The organism is Blautia aquisgranensis (assembly GCF_040096615.1).
Lineage (GTDB): Bacteria > Bacillota > Clostridia > Lachnospirales > Lachnospiraceae > Blautia_A > Blautia_A aquisgranensis.
The window spans coordinates 1-16,066 of record NZ_JBBMEJ010000033.1 but is presented as its reverse complement, the minus strand read 5'-3'; the positions used below and the strand labels follow the sequence as shown (position 1 = coordinate 16,066).

Below are 16,066 nucleotides of genomic sequence, written 5' to 3'. Positions count from 1 at the left end.
TCATCATCAATGATAAATGCCTTAAAACAGGCGATTGTTAAGCAGGAGCATTATTTATAAAGTTGTAAAGTGGTGTATAATAAAAACAAAAGAATTAACCATAAAATCAGGAAAGGAAAGCCTCTATGTTGATCAGCGAAAAAATATTTCACCTGCTTGTAAAAAAAGGTATGTCCCAGAAAGAGTTTTCCGAACAGACCGGGATTTCCCAGAGTACCATCAGTGACTGGAAAAGAAAAAAAACAAATCCGTCAGCAGATAAAATACTGAAAATATGTGAAGTACTAAAGGTTACACCATATGAATTACTGGCAGAGGGAAAGTCATCAGGAAAGGGAAAAATGGACTACATGATAGCCCTGAATAAGGATGAAGAGACTCTTCTGGAGAGCTTCAGAGAGTTGGAGAGCGGACAGAGAGAGCGTCTGATGGGATATCTTGCAGCTTTGCGGGGATAAGAATTACATTGAATTCATTCAGAATCTCAGAACATGAATTGCTGTGTCGGATGTTTTTAATGTTAATGCACAATTGTATATCTGCGAACATCTTTCTTTCACTTCATGTCGTGAGATTCTGATTTCTGATACATTACAATTGACCGAATCAAGTAAGTCCCGTGAGAGCGCGAAGAGCAATAAAAAGCGGAGAGGGACTTTATTAAATTACTATAGCTTCTGGTAATTTTATCATTTATCTATATTATTTTCGAATTGACCTCCTGCGTTTCTTTTTCGCAGCATAAAGAGCCTGGTCAGCGGCTTTCATTTCTTCTGTGATCTGAAGTGTTTTGTCACAGAGGATCAGTGTGAAACCGAGTGATATCTCGACATAATAGGCCTTGTCGGAATGAAGATTAAAGGTTTCGCCGGATATGTGAACCTGACGGATGAAATCTTCTCCGGTCTGGCTGTTTCCGGGAATGAGAATACAGAATTCGTCGCCGCCGATACGACCGACAATTCCGTTCTCACCGGCCAGTTCTTTCAGAAGTTTACCACAGTGTTTTATGGCGAAATCTCCTTCTGCATGGCCGAATACGTCGTTGATCTCTTTCAGATGATCCAGATCCGCAAACAGGAGCAGTGCTTTTTGTCCCTTATGTTCGTGATTGAATCTGAGAGCTTTTTCGATAAAGCCTCTTCTGTTCAGGCAGCTAGTCAGAGGATCCGATTCCGAGATAAAATTCAGAACCTCATTTTTCTCCTGTATTTCAAGAACAAGATGCTCCAACTGCTGGCGCATATGTAATTGTTCTTTTGTCTGCTGAAAAAGTCTGAGCATGTTTCCGATTTCCCGGCTGATCAGATAAAACAGAACAATGTCAGAAGGATCAATCTCCGCAGCCAGTACACCGTACTGCATTTCACCTGAGAAGAGACAGAAGACAGAAACGCTGTAATTATCATTCATGTGGCGGACTTTCAGGCGGCTCTTGTTAAAAATATTGGCGTAGAGTCTGGGTCGATCTTCTTTTTCAAAAGAATATATATCCGTTCCTTCCTGGTAAGCGGCCAGATACAGTTCATTCGGACAGCTCCATTTTTCCCCTTTATAATGAGCAACAGGCTCTTTCAGAATATAAATATAGGAGCTGGCAGCATCCAGGGAAGCCAGTTTGATCAAAGCTTTTCTGTACAGTTCCTGCTCACTTTCTATGGAAGAGAGCATATCTCTGGAAATAAGCGGAAGAAAGCAGCTCTTATGCAAAAAATCTTCCATATGATTCTTTTCCCTGCGGACCATGTAGCAGCTGGACTTTTCATGAATCTGTCTTTTTCGCAGGATCAGATTCTGAATGGCTGTCCGGTTGACTTCAGCTTGGTTTAATTCAACATCCAGCCAGTTATCAATATATTGTTCCAGCATCTGGATAATGCTTCGCATGGATAATCCTTTAAACATCCGGTTAGTCATCAGGCGTTGAAGACCGGTTCTTACTTTTTCCTCGCTTTCAGGCGTGCGGAAATCTGATTCCATCAGTTCGCTCAGACAGTGGGTAAACTGGAGCTTCACATAAATTGCTGTATTTTCAGAAAGAATTTCCTTCGAAATCTCAGATATCTGTTGTGTACAGGTGCTTTTCCAGTCCGTGTATCTGGGACGTTCAGTTGGAGATGCCAGAAATTGTTTTTCGTGGCAGCCGCAGGATTCACGGATTATAGTACGGGCCGGAACTACGACCGTATGATTTTTTTCGCCATTGCAGAGCTCTGTTGCGCCTATAACAGCCATATATCCCATATCCTTTGAATTCTGTAGAACTGTTGTAAGTGGTGGATCCATGATTCCGGCCAGATCGTAATCGTCGTAGCCGGTGATCGCGATATTTTTTCCTATGGTCAGTCCGCGTCTGGTACATTCCTTATAAGCAGTGTATGCCATGCCATCATTGGCGCATATCATCGCTTCCATATCCGGAAAATGATCCAGAAGATCATTGATCTGTGCCTGAACATTAGAAGAAAAATTGCCATATCGGATTCTGCTTTCGTCAAAAGAAATATGGTATTTTTCCATTACATCAAAAACAGCCTGTCTGCGTTCGTCAGCGTCTGTAATCCCTATGGGACCGGACAGATATGTAAAATTACGGTATCCGTGATCTTTGATCAGATGTTCGGCAATGTTATACATTCCATGGTAATTATCGCTGATGATGGTGGTAGTAAGAGGTGCATTGTATTTTTCTTCCAGGATAACCTTTGGAATGTTTTCGAATTTATGAAGAAATTTTTTCTGTTCCTGTTCATTAAGAAAAAGGCTTAGTGACCCATATTCGATGATCAGAGCGTCAATACCTGCAAATGTCTGATAATCATAGACGACATTGAACTGATAGTCAAAATCCCTGTCAGTATCTTCTCCTTCGCTGAGGTTATAATAGTATCCGCTGTGAATTCCAAGAAAAAAGAAAACATCGATCTGCATACTTCTGGCAGCATAGCAGATTCCCTGTATTACTTCGACTATGTGAGGAGAAATCGCATTTCCGATCATAACACCTATCGTGTATTTCTTCTTCATCATAAGTGAACCCTTTCTGTGAGCTTTTTATATGTATTGATTATAGACCAAAAAGGGAGGGTTGTTAAGGGGAAAAACATCCGTAAATTTGTGACGGAAATCATTCTCAACCAAACAATACTTGTATTAAGCAATAGATTTCAGTATCATATAAACGTTAATATGAATATGCAAAAATAAGAACAGGTATTCAGATGGAGCGAAGAACACTGTAAAAAGAGAGGAACGCATGAAGAAAAAAGGAAAAATAATAGCGCTCATATGTCTTGCACTGGTGTTCATTCTGGGGCTTGGCAGTGTCTTATATGTTTCTGACTATTACAGAGCTGATGATACAGCAGCTGCAGCGATGGCATATGAGGGCAGTGATGTACAGATAGAAAAAAACGGAAATATGATCACATTTATGCCGGAGGATCCGACGTATGGACTGATCTTTTATCCGGGCGGCAAGGTGCAGTGCAAAGCTTATGCGCCACTGCTGCTGGAATGTGCGAAAAAAGGTATCGCCTGTGTATTACTGAAAATGCCGGGAAATCTGGCTGTGCTGAAACCAGGTGCGGCAGATGGGGTCCAGGAAAAATATCCCAAAATCAGAAGCTGGTATATTGGAGGACATTCCCTGGGCGGAGCCATGGCTGCCAGCTATGTATCGAAGCATGTGGATGAGTATGACGGATTGATATTACTGGCCGCATATTCCACCAGCGATTTAAGCAAAACGCAGCTTAAGGTGCTCAGTATTTACGGATCGGAAGATGGGGTGCTGAACAGGGAATCCTATGAGAAGAACCGGGGCAATCTGCCGGAGAATTTTGAAGAGGAGATCCTGGACGGTGGCTGTCACGGATATTTTGGCTGCTATGGGGCTCAGAAGGGTGATGGAGTTCCGAAACTGACGAATCAGGAACAGGTGCAGCAGACAGCGGAATATATTGAAAATATGATCTGCAAAGAAAAATGAAGCGGAATGCCCGCAACAGGAACCATTGCTTTTGAGATGACAAAAAGGTAAAATGAAAGCAAATACAGAAAGCGAAAGAGAGAGTAAAGAATTGAACAATAAGATCGTAGTCTGTCTTGGAAAAGGTGGACAGAGAGATATGGCAGAGTCTTTTTCCAGGAAGACAGGAGCGCCGATCGTGGATAAGCCGGGAGAATATCTGACGATCCATTTTGATTCCAAAGGAGTTTCTTTATCGGGATTCGGACTGACCTATCAGGGAGACTTTGCGGAGACGATGATGCACAGAGTGACCAACGGAAGACTGCAGCATGAGATGCTGGTGAAAGCCGCCAAATCCGAGAAAGAAGGACGAAAAGCCATCGATGCCACTGCAGGCATGGGAGAAGATGCTTTTCTCCTGGCTGCACAGGGGTACGAGGTGACTTTATACGAGCAGAATCCGGTGATCGCCGCACTTCTGAAGGATGCGATCCGCCGCGCGAAAAAAAATCAGGTCTTAAAAGATATCGCCGGTCGCATGAAAGTGGTGGAGGGAGACAGCGTAGAATGTATGTCAAAGCTTCTGGATCCCGTAGATGTGATTTATCTGGATCCCATGTTTCCGGCAAGGCAGAAGTCCAGTCTGATCAACAAAAAGCTTCAGCTGATCCAGAAACTGGAGCCACCGTGTTCGGAGGAAACAGACCTTTTTGACGCAGCCATCAAGGCAGAACCGTCCAGAATCATTGTCAAGCGTCCGTTGAAAAGTGAATGTCTTGCAGGCAGGAAGCCTTCCTATACATTGAAGGGAAAGGCGATCCGGTATGACTGCTATGTGCTGTAACAGAAAGAGAGAATTAAAAAATGAACCAAAATAAAACAACCTTAACCAAAACCTGGGTGGTAGCAGCACTGGCCTGTGTGTGCTGCCTTCTATGGGGAAGTGCGATTCCTGTGATCAAAACGGGCTACCGGTTGATGCAGGTGGATTCTGCGGATACAGCCAGCCAGATCGTTTTTGCGGGAGTTCGTTTTGCACTGGCGGGAATCCTGGTGCTGATCTTTGCATCAGTTCAGGAACGGAAGATCATGCTTCCGGATAGAAATATTCTGAAATACGCAGTGCCGGTATGCCTGGCCCAGACTGTATGCCAGTACTTTTTCTTTTACATAGGTGTAGCGCACACATCGGGAGTGAAAGGGGCCATTATCACAGGACTCGGAAATTTTATCGCGATCCTGTTATCCTGTCTTGTTTTCCGTAAGGAGCGCATGACCGGGCGAAAAATGTTCGGCTGTATCCTGGGATTTGCAGGTGTAGTAGTAATCAATCTTATGGGAAATTCCATGGACGCGGGATTTAAGCTTACAGGCGAGGGCTTTGTACTGATCGCCCAGATTTCCTATGGAATGTCCACAGTACTGATCAATATTTTTTCCAGAAAAGTATCGCCTGTGATACTCAGCGGAACTCAGTTTACCATGGGCGGGATCATACTGTTTCTCATCGGAAAAGGGATGGGCGGACATCTTGGACATGTAACAGCCGGTGGCATCGGGATTATTTTTTACCTTGCCATGGTCTCAGCAGTGGCCTATACACTCTGGTCAGTGCTGCTTGCATGGAATGATGTGTCGAAGGTGGCAATCTTCGGTTTCGTGAATCCGCTTTTCAGTGTGATCCTGTCAGCGCTGATGCTTGGCGAGGTGCGTCAGGCGTTTAATATGGGAAGTCTGATCGCACTGTTTCTGGTGTGCGTGGGAATTTATGTGGTAAACCGTAAAGACCGTCGTTCTGTCCATTGACAATTTCTTTGGAATAGTCGTATACTGTGGTGGAACATTTTTTGAGGAGGACGAGACTATGAAAAACAATAACGGCATCAAAAATGTTGTGGCTATTGGTATAGGTGCGGCACTGTTCTTTGTGCTTGGACGTTTTGTGGCAATTCCAAGCCCGGTACCGAACACGAACATCAGTCTTCAGTATGCAGTACTGGCTCTTTTAGCTGCTATGTACGGGCCGGTTGCAGGCGGTCTGATCGGTTTTATCGGACATACTCTGGTAGACCTGTCCTGGGGCGGAAGCCCATGGTGGAGCTGGGTTATCACTTCCGCTTTCGTAGGCGTAGTGATCGGTATTTTTGCGAAGAAGCTGGATGTCCAGGAAGGTGAATTCGGCAAAGGCAAGGTAACACTTTTTGTGATCGCGAATGTGATCGCACATGTAGTGGGCTGGGTTGTTGTAGCACCTGTACTTGATATTCTGATCTATGCAGAACCGGCAAACAAGGTATTTGCACAGGGAGCGTTTGCAGCAGTTTCCAACACCATTACAGGGGCTGTAGTAGGCGGACTTCTGATTCTTGCTTATACGAAGACTATTGCAAAGAAAGGTTCTCTGGACCAGGAGTAAACCATTGACAAGAAGCCTTTTCATTGTGCTCATAAGGCATATATGAAAAGGCTTTTCTTCTATTGATGATATACAGAGGTATTTATACATGACTGAGAAAAAATCTCCTGTTATTTCTTTTAAAAACTTTACATTTCAGTATCGTGCTCAGAAGCGGCCCACGCTGACCGGGATCGATCTGGATATTTATCCCGGCGAGAGAGTTCTTATTGCAGGTCCGTCCGGCTGTGGAAAAAGTACTCTTGCCGGTTGTATCAACGGACTGAATCCTTTTTCCAATCCGGGCGAGTGCACTGGAGAGCTGATCGTGGATGGAGTGAACGCACCGAAAAGCAGCATTTTTGAACTGTCTGCCCATGTGGGAACTGTACTTCAGGATCCGGATGGACAGTTTATCGGACTGACGGTGGGTGAGGACATTGCTTTTGCACTGGAAAACAGCTGTGTTCCGCAGGATGAGATGCACCAGATTACGCGTCATGCGGCAGAACTTGTAGGAATTGAGAACCATCTGGACTATGCACCGCATGAACTTTCCGGCGGACAGAAGCAGAGAGTAAGTCTTGCAGGTGTTATGGTGGATCAGGTAAAGATCCTTTTATTTGATGAGCCGCTGGCTAATCTGGATCCGGCCACAGGCAAACAGACCATTGAGCTGATCGATGAAATCCAGGAAAAGACAGATACAACGGTAGTGATCATTGAGCATCGTCTTGAGGATGTGTTATGGAGAAACGTGGATCGTATCATTCTTATGAAGGACGGTGGAATCCTGGCAGACCTTCATCCGGATGAGCTGCTTTCCACCGGACTTCTGGGAGAGAACGGAATCCGTGAACCCCTGTATCTGACAGCTATGCGCTATGCAGGTGTGGATATTCTTCCGGAGAAAAAACCTGCTCATGTGGATTCGGTTGTGATCAATGAGGCAGATCGCACAAAAATGCACAGATGGTTCCATGCACAGCCTGTTCCGGAGGCAAAAGAATCCAGAACGCCTCTTTTGGAAGTGAAGAATCTGAGTTTTGGCTACACGAAAGATCACCAGACGCTCTGTGACGTCAGTCTTTCTATAGGAAAAGGTGAGATGGTAAGCATTGTAGGAAAAAACGGTGCCGGAAAATCTACATTTTCCAAGCTGATCTGCGGCTTTGAAACACCGGATTCCGGTGAGATCCTTTTTAACGGAAATGATCTTCTTAAAGAAAATATACGCCACAGAGCAAAGCATATCGGATATGTGATGCAGAATCCGAACCAGATGATCTCCAAGACAATGATCTTTGATGAGGTGGCACTGAGTCTTAAAAATATGGGGAAAAGCGAGGCTGAGATCCGGGAAAAGGTGGAAGAGACCCTGAAAGTCTGCGGACTTTATCCTTTTCGTAACTGGCCGGTATCTGCTTTAAGTTTCGGACAGAAAAAGCGTGTGACGATCGCAAGTGTTCTTGTACAGAGTCCGGAGCTGATCATTCTGGACGAGCCTACGGCAGGTCAGGACTTTTACCACTATACGGAAATTATGGAATTCTTACGTGGGTTAAATGAACAGGGAGTGACAGTTGTAATGATCACTCACGATATGCATCTGATGCTGGAATATACACCACGTGCCCTTGTATTTGCAGATGGAAGACTGATCGCAGATCGCAGCGCGGCAGCAGTTCTCTGTGATCCGGAGCTGATACAAAAAGCGGCATTGAAAGAAACCAGTTTATTTACGCTGGCCAATCATCTGGATATCACACCGGCGGAAGCATTTGTAGAACGTTTCATAAAAGAAGACAGGGAGGTGCGTAGCCATGGCTGCTAAGACAGTACTGAATTATCTGCCGCGGGAGAGCGTGGTACATAAGCTTACCGGTACAACGAAGCTGGCATTTTTCCTTCTGTTTACTTTTGCAAGTATGATCACCTATAATACCTGGGTTTTGCTGGGATTATTTGCAGTCAGCATTGCTGCATTTAAACTCAGTAAGATCCGGTTTAAAGAAGTCCGGTTTATGATGATCTTTATGCTGGTATTTTTGCTCCTGAACAATCTGTTCATTTTTCTGTTTGATCCGAATCAGGGTACAACACTGTATGGAACGAAGCATGTGCTGTGTCATCTGTTCTGGAGATATGATGTGACACAGGAGCAGTTGTTTTATATGCTGAATATTTCGCTGAAATATTTTGTGGCATTGCCGGTGGCGATTCTTTTTATTTCGGCGACCAATCCCAGTGAGTTTGCTGCCAGCCTGAACAGCATCGGTATTTCCTATAAAGTGGGATATTCCGTTGCCATCGCACTTCGGTACATTCCGGATATTCAGAGAGACTACCACAGCATCAGCCAGGCGCAGCAGGCCAGAGGCGTGGAGCTTGGAAAAAACGAGCACTTTTTTGCAAGGCTTAAGAATTCAGTAAATATCCTCCTGCCCCTGATCCTCACCAGTCTGAACCGGATCGATGTGATTTCCAATGCCATGGAGCTTCGGGGCTTTGGAAAGAATAAAAAGCGCAGCTGGTATATGAAGAGACCTTTTGAGAAAAGAGATTTCCTGACATTGGGACTGGGTGTGGTATTGCTTGTGATCAGCCTTACGGTAACGATCCGTTTCGGAAGATTTTATAATCCGTTTGTATAAAAATAAAAAGTAGATGTGCCGGTATGGACCGTCAGTGAAAACAGGAGGCGTAAAAAATGGCAAAGATCAAAGTGATCAAAAAAAATGATGAATATTCTACAGATTATAAGGTTGGGGATATTCTGGAAGTAACAGGAACCTGGTATGGCGGCATCAACGTAAACAGTGTAACCGGAATTCCGCTCTGTCTGGACAAGGACGAGTATGAGGAGATTCCGGAGAACACGGATCTTTCTCATGAAGAATATGAGGAGGCAGCGACCTACTGGAAGAAAAAAGACGCGCAGGCAGTAAAAATGGATAAGACTAAGCTGAAGCAGGCGGTAGAAGAATATATCCTGGCTAACAAAACCTGTGTACTGGCAACGGCAGCGGGAGATTTTGTGCGTTGCACACCGATCGAATATACGTATCATGACGGAGCATTCTGGATGTTTTCTGAGGGTGGAGAGAAATTTTATGCCCTGGAAAAAAACAAGAATGTGTGCCTGGCCATTTATGACAAGTATGAAGGCTTCGGTAAGCTGAAAGGAATGCAGGTGACCGGTGTGGCGGAGATAGTTGCACCGTTTTCAGGGGAATACAATGCAGCGGCAGAATTCCGGAAGATCCCGCTGGATGCGCTGAAAAAGATGCCGCATACAATGAATCTCATTAAGGTATATGCGAAAGAGATCGAATTCCTGAATGCGGATTTCAAGAAGGATGGAGCGGATTCCAGACAGATGCTGGAGTTTTAACGGAATCAGATAAGTCCGCTGTAAAGATGAGCAATATGTTTTAAGATGTTGTTTACGAAGCACGCGTTCTATGCAGTAGAAATTGATTTCATCACGGTATTGTGTTAAAATAATTTCAGTTAAGTGTAACAATAGAAAACATAAATCAGCACAAAATACCTGCAGAATTAAAAAATCTATATTCCGCATCATACAGACGAGGAGGATCAACATGGAATTTCAGAAACTGATCGAAGAAAGAAGAACCATCCGTAAATACAGACCGGAAGGAAAAATCACAAAGGATGATCTGCTCACTGTGATCAAAGCTGCACAGGAGGCTCCGTCCTGGAAGAATTCCGAGACAGGAAGATATTATTGTGTAACTTCAGAAGATATGGTGAAAAAGATCTCGAAGGAATGCCTTCCGGAAATGAATCAGCCAAAAGCAGAAAATGCATCTCTGATCGTTACAACATTTGTACATAACCGTGCCGGTTTCCAGAAAGACGGAACACCGGACAATGAGCTTGGAAACGGCTGGGGCTGCTATGATCTGGGACTTCAGAATGAGAACCTGGTTCTGAAAGCGAAAGAGCTTGGATACGGAACCTTGATCATGGGACTGCGTGACGGAGATAAGCTTCGTGAGATCCTTTCCGTTCCGGAGACTGAGACTGTGGTAGCTGTGATCGCAATCGGAAAAGCAGCAGAGGAACCTGCTCGTCCGAAACGTAAAGAGCTTGAGGATATTGTGAAATTCTATTAAGCATAAAACAATTTAAGAACAGACAAAAATGCCCGGCCCCGAAATTTCAGAGCCGGGCATTTTTACTACATAATAAAGAGCAAAATGGACTAAAAACAATTGCCTGCAAAGCGGAATTCTGGTATCCTGTAAACAGAAGATCATGTACGATTATGTGAAACTACAGTTATTACAGTGAAGACAGAATATATGTGGAGGATATTGAATGGAAATCATAAATGAAAATGAATATGAAGAAGTTATGAATGATACAGTTGCTCCGTACCTTGCCGCCCGCAGGCGGGAGCTTTATGTGCCGGGCGCTGATTATCCGTTTCGCAATGAGAATAAACGAATAACCGGAAAGATCCATATGCTGCAGTATCTGGCTGATGATCCGAAAGGCGTTATTGTTATCAGCCATGGTTTTACCGAGTCTGCCGTGAAGTATGATGAAGTGACGTATTATTTTCTGAAAGAGGGATATCATGTATACATACCGGAACACTGCGGACATGGAAGAAGCTACCGTCTTACTGCAGATCCGTCTCTGGTACACATTGATACCTGGAGACGATATATCCGGGATTTTCTGAAGGCCTGCCGTTATATAAAGAAAGCATATCCGGATTTGCCGCTGGATCTGTTTGCACATTCCATGGGAGGGGCTATCGGCGGTATCGCGGCAGCTTGGGAACCGCAGTGGTTCCATAAGGTGATCCTTTCTTCGCCGATGATCCGGCCGCTTACCGGAAATGTACCATGGCCGGCAGCCACCGGTATCGCGGTAGAGAAATGTATTCTGGGAAAAGAGGAGGAGTACGTAGCAGGTCAGAAGCCTTATGACGGAAGCGGGGCCTTTGAGACAAGTTCTGCCACATCCAGACCGAGATATGAGCGTTACAAAAAACTCCGCGCTGAGAAAAAGGAACTCCAGACCTGGTCACCGTCCTACGGCTGGCTTCTGGCCTCCGCCGAGATGAGCTGGTATCTTCGCCTTTATGCCTGGAAAAAATATACAGCACCAATGCTTCTCGTTCAGGCCCAGACAGAGGATCTTGTATCTGTCCGTGCTCTGAAGAATTTTGCCGGAAGGATCAACCGCGAGGGAAAAACGGTTTGCGATTATATTCATATGATAGGGACGAAGCATGAGATCTACGGCAGCCGTGGTAAGACACTGGAAAAATACTGGAGATACATTTTTAATTTTCTGGAGGACGACAGGGAAAAATAATGCTGCGGGAGAATAGAGGCATCTGTATTATTTACTTTATTTCTTTATCGTAGTAAAATTATAAAGCTTTTCTCTTATACATTTGACAGAAAACATGGTATAATCCAAAAAGCCGTTTTTTTGCACTGGAGACAATACAGCGCAGAAAAATAAAATTAAATAAGGGAAGGGTTATAGAATGTTATCTGTTATTGAATCAGTGAATGCTGCCATAAACAATTTTATCTGGGGCGTTCCTGCAATGATCTGTATCATTGGTGTGGGTCTTTATTTAAGTATCCGCACGAATTTTCTTCAGATCCGAAAGTTTCCTTATGCGATCAAAGTAACCATCGGACGTATGCTTCGAAAGAGAGAAGCTTCTGACGGAAGTCTGACACCGTTTCAGGCTGTCTGTACCGCTCTGGCTGCTACCGTAGGAACCGGAAATATTGCAGGTGTCGCAGGAGCAATCGCCATTGGAGGTCCGGGAGCTGTATTCTGGATGTGGGTTTCCGCAATTCTTGGAATGTGTACGAAATTTTCCGAGGTTACACTTGCGGTACATTTCCGTGAGACCAATGCCAATGGAGATCTGGTCGGCGGTCCTATGTATTACATCAAGAACGGACTCAAGAAGCACTGGCACTGGCTTGCGTATCTGTTTTCTGCCTTTGGTGTGCTGACTGTTTTCGGAACCGGAAATGCCACACAGGTCAATACCATTACGACTGCTGTTGACTCTGCGCTGATCAACTATCATGTGATTGCAGCGGACAATACATCTACCGTGAACCTGGTAATGGGAATCGTACTGGCAATTCTGGTCGGACTGATTCTCCTTGGAGGAATCAAGAGAATCGGTCAGGTCACCGAGAAGCTTGTACCATTTATGGCGTTGTTTTATATTGTTCTTGCCATCGGTGTAGTAGTGATGAACTGGAGAAACGTTCCGGGCGTTTTCTCATCCATCATCAGCGGAGCTTTTAATCCGGCATCTGTTACCGGCGGTGCAGTGGGAAGCTTTTTCATGAGTATGAAAAAAGGTGTATCCAGAGGTATCTTTTCCAATGAGGCAGGTCTTGGTACCGGCTCCATCGCACATGCCTGTGCAGATACCAGAAAACCGGTAAAACAGGGCCTCTTTGGAATCTTTGAGGTATTTACCGATACCATCGTGATCTGTACACTGACCGCGCTTGTTATTCTCTGCAGCGGTGTGCCGGTGGGATACGGTGACGCGGCAGGAGCGGAGCTTACGATTCAGGGCTTTACCAACACTTACGGAAACTGGGTTTCTATTTTTACAGCAGTTGCCATGTGCTGTTTCGCATTTTCCACCATCATCGGCTGGGGACTTTACGGAGCCAGATGTGCGGAGTTTATTTTTAAGGAAAAAGCTATCAAGCCGTTTATGGTGCTGTACGCTCTGGTAGCGATCGTTGGCGCGACTATGGATCTGGGACTTCTCTGGAGTATCGCGGAGACCTTCAACGGTCTGATGGCAATCCCGAACCTGATTGCAGTATTCCTGCTTTCCGGCGTTGTTGTGAAACTGGTGAAAGAATATTTCGCGGGCGAAGGAGCAAAAGACTGAAAAAAATGTCATATTCTGGAGAAAAAATCTTGACTATCAAAGGAAACAGAGTTAAAATTATTTTAGCTTGCTAAAGAGTTAATACATAATAGTGACAAATTCCATGAAGGGAATCAGTAGAGACAGAGGAACCGTCTTCAGAGAGCTGCGGCTGGTGTGATGCAGCGTCGGAACTGGCTTGAATATCATCCCTGAGAAGGAAAGCCGAAAGTTTTTCCATAAGTAAGTAGGTTTTCACGGGTGCTTCCCGTTACAGAAGCCGCGTATGCCGGTACGTTGCAGAATCGTACTTGTTTCAATGGAGAAACAGGGTGGTTGCGGAATTTTATTATCCGTCCCTGAAGAGGGACGGATTTTTTTGTCCGAATCCGATTCCGAATTGCAGGTAGTGATCTGAAAAACCGGAAAAAATACAAAAAGGGGAAAGAGTAATGAAAGTGTACAAAAAACTTATGAACGCACTGGCAGCAGTAGAAAAAGTTGTACTGGTCCTTTCTACATTGCTGATCCTTGTGCTGACTGTGGGAAATGTATTTTCCCGTAAGGTCATCCACCGCTCATGGTCTTTTACTGAAGAGCTTGTTGTTGCGGTGTTCGTTCTCATCACACTTCTGGCAGCAGCACTTGCATGTCGGGAAAAGGGAGGACTGGTAAGCCTGACACTGGTTACCGACCGTCTTCCGAAAAAACTGGAAAAACCATCTGTGATCCTGATCACGGTTCTCAGCATTGTTTTTTCTGCGATCCTGTTTAAATACGGTATGGACAAGGTTCTGACACAGCTGGCAAACGGTAAGAGAACTTTCGTACTGAACTGGCCGGAGTGGATCTTCTGGTCCTTCGTGCCGATCGGAGCAGGCTGTATGATTCTTCATTTTATTGAGTACTGCCTTGACTTCTGCCTGAAAAAAGATGATGAAAAGGAGGACAAATAAATGATCAGTGCAATTCTGTTTATCTCATTCTTTGTTTTCCTGATTCTGGGACTTCCGATTGCAATCTGTCTGGGACTGTCATCCGTATGTGCGATCCTTTATTCCGGCACATCACTGACGATCGTAGCAACAAATATGTATTCCGGTATCAGTAAATTCCTGCTTCTTGCCATTCCTTTCTTCGTTCTGTCAGGAAACATCATGGCAAAGGCCGGTATTTCCAAACGACTGATCAACTTTGTTGATACATGTGTCGGCCACAAAAAAGGTGGTATCGCTATCGTGTGCGTTATCGTTGCCTGCTTCTTCGGCGCGATCTCCGGTTCCGGTCCTGCAACGGTTGCAGCACTTGGAGCAGTTCTGATCCCGGCCATGGTTGAGCAGGGCGGCTTCTCCGCACCGTTTTCCACGGCGTTGATGGCCACGTCCAGTTCCATAGCGATCGTCATACCGCCAAGTATCGCATTCGTTGTATACGCTTCCATTACAGGTGTATCTATCGCGGATATGTTCATGGCAGGTATCGTTCCTGGTATTCTCATGGGTATTGCTCTTGTGATCATCGTTCTGATCGAAGCAAAGAAACATAGTATTAAACCATCCCGCGAAAAAGCTACCGCAAAAGAGCGCTGGGATACCTTTAAGGATGCGTTCTGGGGATTCCTGATGCCGATCATCATCCTTGGTGGTATTTATGGCGGTATCTTCACACCTACTGAGGCAGCAGCAGTATCTGTTGTTTATGGTCTGTTTGTAGGTATGGTGATCTACCGTGAGGTTAAGATCAAAGATCTGTTTGACATTCTTGTTGATTCTGCAAAGACAACCGGTGGAATTATGCTGATCGTAGCATGTGCATCCCTGTTTTCCTTTGTATGTACCAAGTTTGGTATTGCAACTGCGGCATCTGATCTTCTTGCCAGCATTGCACATAACCAGTTTACTTTCCTTCTGATCGTAAACATCATCTTCCTGATCGCAGGATGCTTTATCGATGCAAACTCTGCGATGTATATTTTCGTACCGATCATGCTTCCTGTATGCAAGGCTCTTGGATATGATGTGGTAGCATTCGGTGTTATGGCAACTGTAAACCTTGCAATCGGACAGGTAACACCGCCGGTAGGTGTAAACCTTTTCGTAGCCATCAGTATCAAGATCAAAAAAGGCCTGGAGGTTACTCTGCAGCAGATCTCCAAAGCCGTTATGCCGATGATCGCTGCTTCTGTAGCAGTTCTTCTGATCATCACTTATATTCCAGCAGTTTCCACTGCACTTCCGAAGGCACTTGCAAAAGAGGGCTCCTACACAGGAGACCAGTCTTCTGACACAGGAAGCACATCTTCCAAGGATGCAGGAGATGGCAGTGATTCCTTTAACACCATCGCAGATTACAGTGACCTTGACTGGCCGGAGATGACATGGAACTTCGCATGCTCCACAACTGAGACAAGTACATGGGCTGACGGCGGACGTAAGTTCGGCGAGCTTATGGAAAAAGCAACCGGCGGAAAAGTCAAAGTTAATGTTTACGCAGCAGACCAGCTGACAAACGGAAACCAGTCCGAGGGTATTCAGGCATTGATGAACGGAGACCCGGTACAGATCTCCATGCATTCCAACCTGATCTACTCTGCATTTGACCCGAGATTTAATGTAGTATCCCTGCCGTTTATCTATGATTCCTACGATGACGCAGATGCAAAATTCGACGGTGAGGCCGGAGACAAGCTGAAGGAGATCCTTGGTGAGTACGGACTTCACTGTATGGGTATCGCAGAGAACGGATTCCGTGAGCTGACAAACAGCAAACACGAAGTAAAAACTGT

Annotated in this window: 14 protein-coding genes and 1 other annotated feature; of the genes, 13 read left to right on the top strand and 1 reads right to left on the bottom strand. The window is 45.0% G+C overall.

Features of this window, described 5'->3' with window-relative positions:
* Positions 1–125: 125 nt before the first annotated feature.
* The gene (locus WMO28_RS16235; protein ID WP_178645566.1) at positions 126–458 is read left to right on the top strand and encodes a helix-turn-helix domain-containing protein; all 333 of its coding nucleotides are present in this window, start codon (positions 126–128) and stop codon (positions 456–458) included.
* 244 nt (positions 459–702) lie between these two features.
* On the opposite strand, the gene WMO28_RS16230 is transcribed toward WMO28_RS16235, so the two are convergent.
* Positions 703–3,030: a diguanylate cyclase domain-containing protein gene (locus WMO28_RS16230; protein ID WP_349057656.1), complete on the bottom strand. Its 2,328-nt coding sequence runs from the start codon at positions 3,028–3,030 to the stop codon at positions 703–705.
* 226 nt (positions 3,031–3,256) lie between these two features.
* Here WMO28_RS16230 and WMO28_RS16225 point away from each other — a divergent pair, with 226 nt between their 5' ends.
* The 12 genes from WMO28_RS16225 to WMO28_RS16170 all read left to right on the top strand — a co-directional run.
* On the top strand, positions 3,257–3,991 hold the full coding sequence (locus WMO28_RS16225) for an alpha/beta hydrolase (protein ID WP_178645570.1): 735 nt from the start codon (positions 3,257–3,259) through the stop codon (positions 3,989–3,991).
* A 52-nt stretch (positions 3,992–4,043) separates the two neighbouring features.
* Entirely contained in the window at positions 4,044–4,817 is a 774-nt protein-coding gene (locus WMO28_RS16220; protein WP_349057655.1) for a class I SAM-dependent methyltransferase, read from the top strand.
* Positions 4,818–4,837: 20 nt separating this feature from the next.
* The gene (locus tag WMO28_RS16215; RefSeq protein ID WP_349057654.1) at positions 4,838–5,779 is read left to right on the top strand and encodes a DMT family transporter; all 942 of its coding nucleotides are present in this window, start codon (positions 4,838–4,840) and stop codon (positions 5,777–5,779) included.
* Positions 5,780–5,837: 58 nt separating this feature from the next.
* The gene (locus tag WMO28_RS16210) at positions 5,838–6,389 is read left to right on the top strand and encodes an ECF-type riboflavin transporter substrate-binding protein (RefSeq protein ID WP_349057653.1); all 552 of its coding nucleotides are present in this window, start codon (positions 5,838–5,840) and stop codon (positions 6,387–6,389) included.
* Positions 6,390–6,477: 88 nt separating this feature from the next.
* Complete coding sequence (locus WMO28_RS16205; RefSeq protein ID WP_178645576.1) at positions 6,478–8,202, top strand: energy-coupling factor transporter ATPase; 1,725 nt, start codon at positions 6,478–6,480, stop codon at positions 8,200–8,202.
* Positions 8,192–9,022 (top strand): energy-coupling factor transporter transmembrane component T family protein, encoded by an 831-nt coding sequence (locus WMO28_RS16200; protein ID WP_349057652.1) that lies wholly within the window; start codon positions 8,192–8,194, stop codon positions 9,020–9,022. The genes WMO28_RS16205 and WMO28_RS16200 overlap by 11 nt, the downstream gene beginning before the upstream one ends.
* 56 nt (positions 9,023–9,078) lie before the next feature.
* Entirely contained in the window at positions 9,079–9,762 is a 684-nt protein-coding gene (locus tag WMO28_RS16195; protein WP_349057651.1) for a pyridoxamine 5'-phosphate oxidase family protein, read from the top strand.
* A gap of 211 nt (positions 9,763–9,973) precedes the next feature.
* A complete protein-coding gene (locus tag WMO28_RS16190; RefSeq protein WP_349057650.1) occupies positions 9,974–10,510 on the top strand; it encodes a nitroreductase family protein in 537 nt (178 codons plus the stop codon).
* A 205-nt stretch (positions 10,511–10,715) separates the two neighbouring features.
* Positions 10,716–11,726, top strand: coding sequence for an alpha/beta fold hydrolase (locus WMO28_RS16185; RefSeq protein WP_349057649.1), 1,011 nt, complete (start codon positions 10,716–10,718; stop codon positions 11,724–11,726).
* A 178-nt stretch (positions 11,727–11,904) separates the two neighbouring features.
* Positions 11,905–13,302: an amino acid carrier protein gene (locus WMO28_RS16180; RefSeq protein WP_178645583.1), complete on the top strand. Its 1,398-nt coding sequence runs from the start codon at positions 11,905–11,907 to the stop codon at positions 13,300–13,302.
* A 94-nt stretch (positions 13,303–13,396) separates the two neighbouring features.
* Positions 13,397–13,645 (top strand) — a binding site (T-box leader).
* Between the two features lie 88 nt (positions 13,646–13,733).
* Positions 13,734–14,237 carry a TRAP transporter small permease subunit gene (locus WMO28_RS16175; protein ID WP_178645585.1) on the top strand — a complete coding sequence of 168 codons (504 nt, stop codon included), beginning with the start codon at positions 13,734–13,736 and terminating at the stop codon, positions 14,235–14,237.
* The coding region (locus WMO28_RS16170) for a TRAP transporter large permease subunit (RefSeq protein ID WP_349057648.1) at positions 14,238–16,066 on the top strand (1,829 nt) is incomplete at its 3' end.

Bases quoted from the DNA above. Each gene is read 5' to 3' on its own strand.
- WMO28_RS16195 (WP_349057651.1), top strand. From the start codon at position 9,079: ATGGCAAAGATCAAAGTGATCAAAAAAAATGATGAATATTCTACAGAT.
- WMO28_RS16190 (WP_349057650.1), top strand. From the start codon at position 9,974: ATGGAATTTCAGAAACTGATCGAAGAAAGAAGAACCATCCGTAAATAC.
- WMO28_RS16180 (WP_178645583.1), top strand. From the start codon at position 11,905: ATGTTATCTGTTATTGAATCAGTGAATGCTGCCATAAACAATTTTATC.
- WMO28_RS16225 (WP_178645570.1), top strand. From the start codon at position 3,257: ATGAAGAAAAAAGGAAAAATAATAGCGCTCATATGTCTTGCACTGGTG.
- WMO28_RS16230 (WP_349057656.1), bottom strand. From the start codon at position 3,030: ATGATGAAGAAGAAATACACGATAGGTGTTATGATCGGAAATGCGATT.
- WMO28_RS16215 (WP_349057654.1), top strand. From the start codon at position 4,838: ATGAACCAAAATAAAACAACCTTAACCAAAACCTGGGTGGTAGCAGCA.
- WMO28_RS16200 (WP_349057652.1), top strand. From the start codon at position 8,192: ATGGCTGCTAAGACAGTACTGAATTATCTGCCGCGGGAGAGCGTGGTA.
- WMO28_RS16185 (WP_349057649.1), top strand. From the start codon at position 10,716: ATGGAAATCATAAATGAAAATGAATATGAAGAAGTTATGAATGATACA.
- WMO28_RS16235 (WP_178645566.1), top strand. From the start codon at position 126: ATGTTGATCAGCGAAAAAATATTTCACCTGCTTGTAAAAAAAGGTATG.
- WMO28_RS16220 (WP_349057655.1), top strand. From the start codon at position 4,044: ATGAAAGCAAATACAGAAAGCGAAAGAGAGAGTAAAGAATTGAACAAT.
- WMO28_RS16175 (WP_178645585.1), top strand. From the start codon at position 13,734: ATGAAAGTGTACAAAAAACTTATGAACGCACTGGCAGCAGTAGAAAAA.
- WMO28_RS16210 (WP_349057653.1), top strand. From the start codon at position 5,838: ATGAAAAACAATAACGGCATCAAAAATGTTGTGGCTATTGGTATAGGT.
- WMO28_RS16205 (WP_178645576.1), top strand. From the start codon at position 6,478: ATGACTGAGAAAAAATCTCCTGTTATTTCTTTTAAAAACTTTACATTT.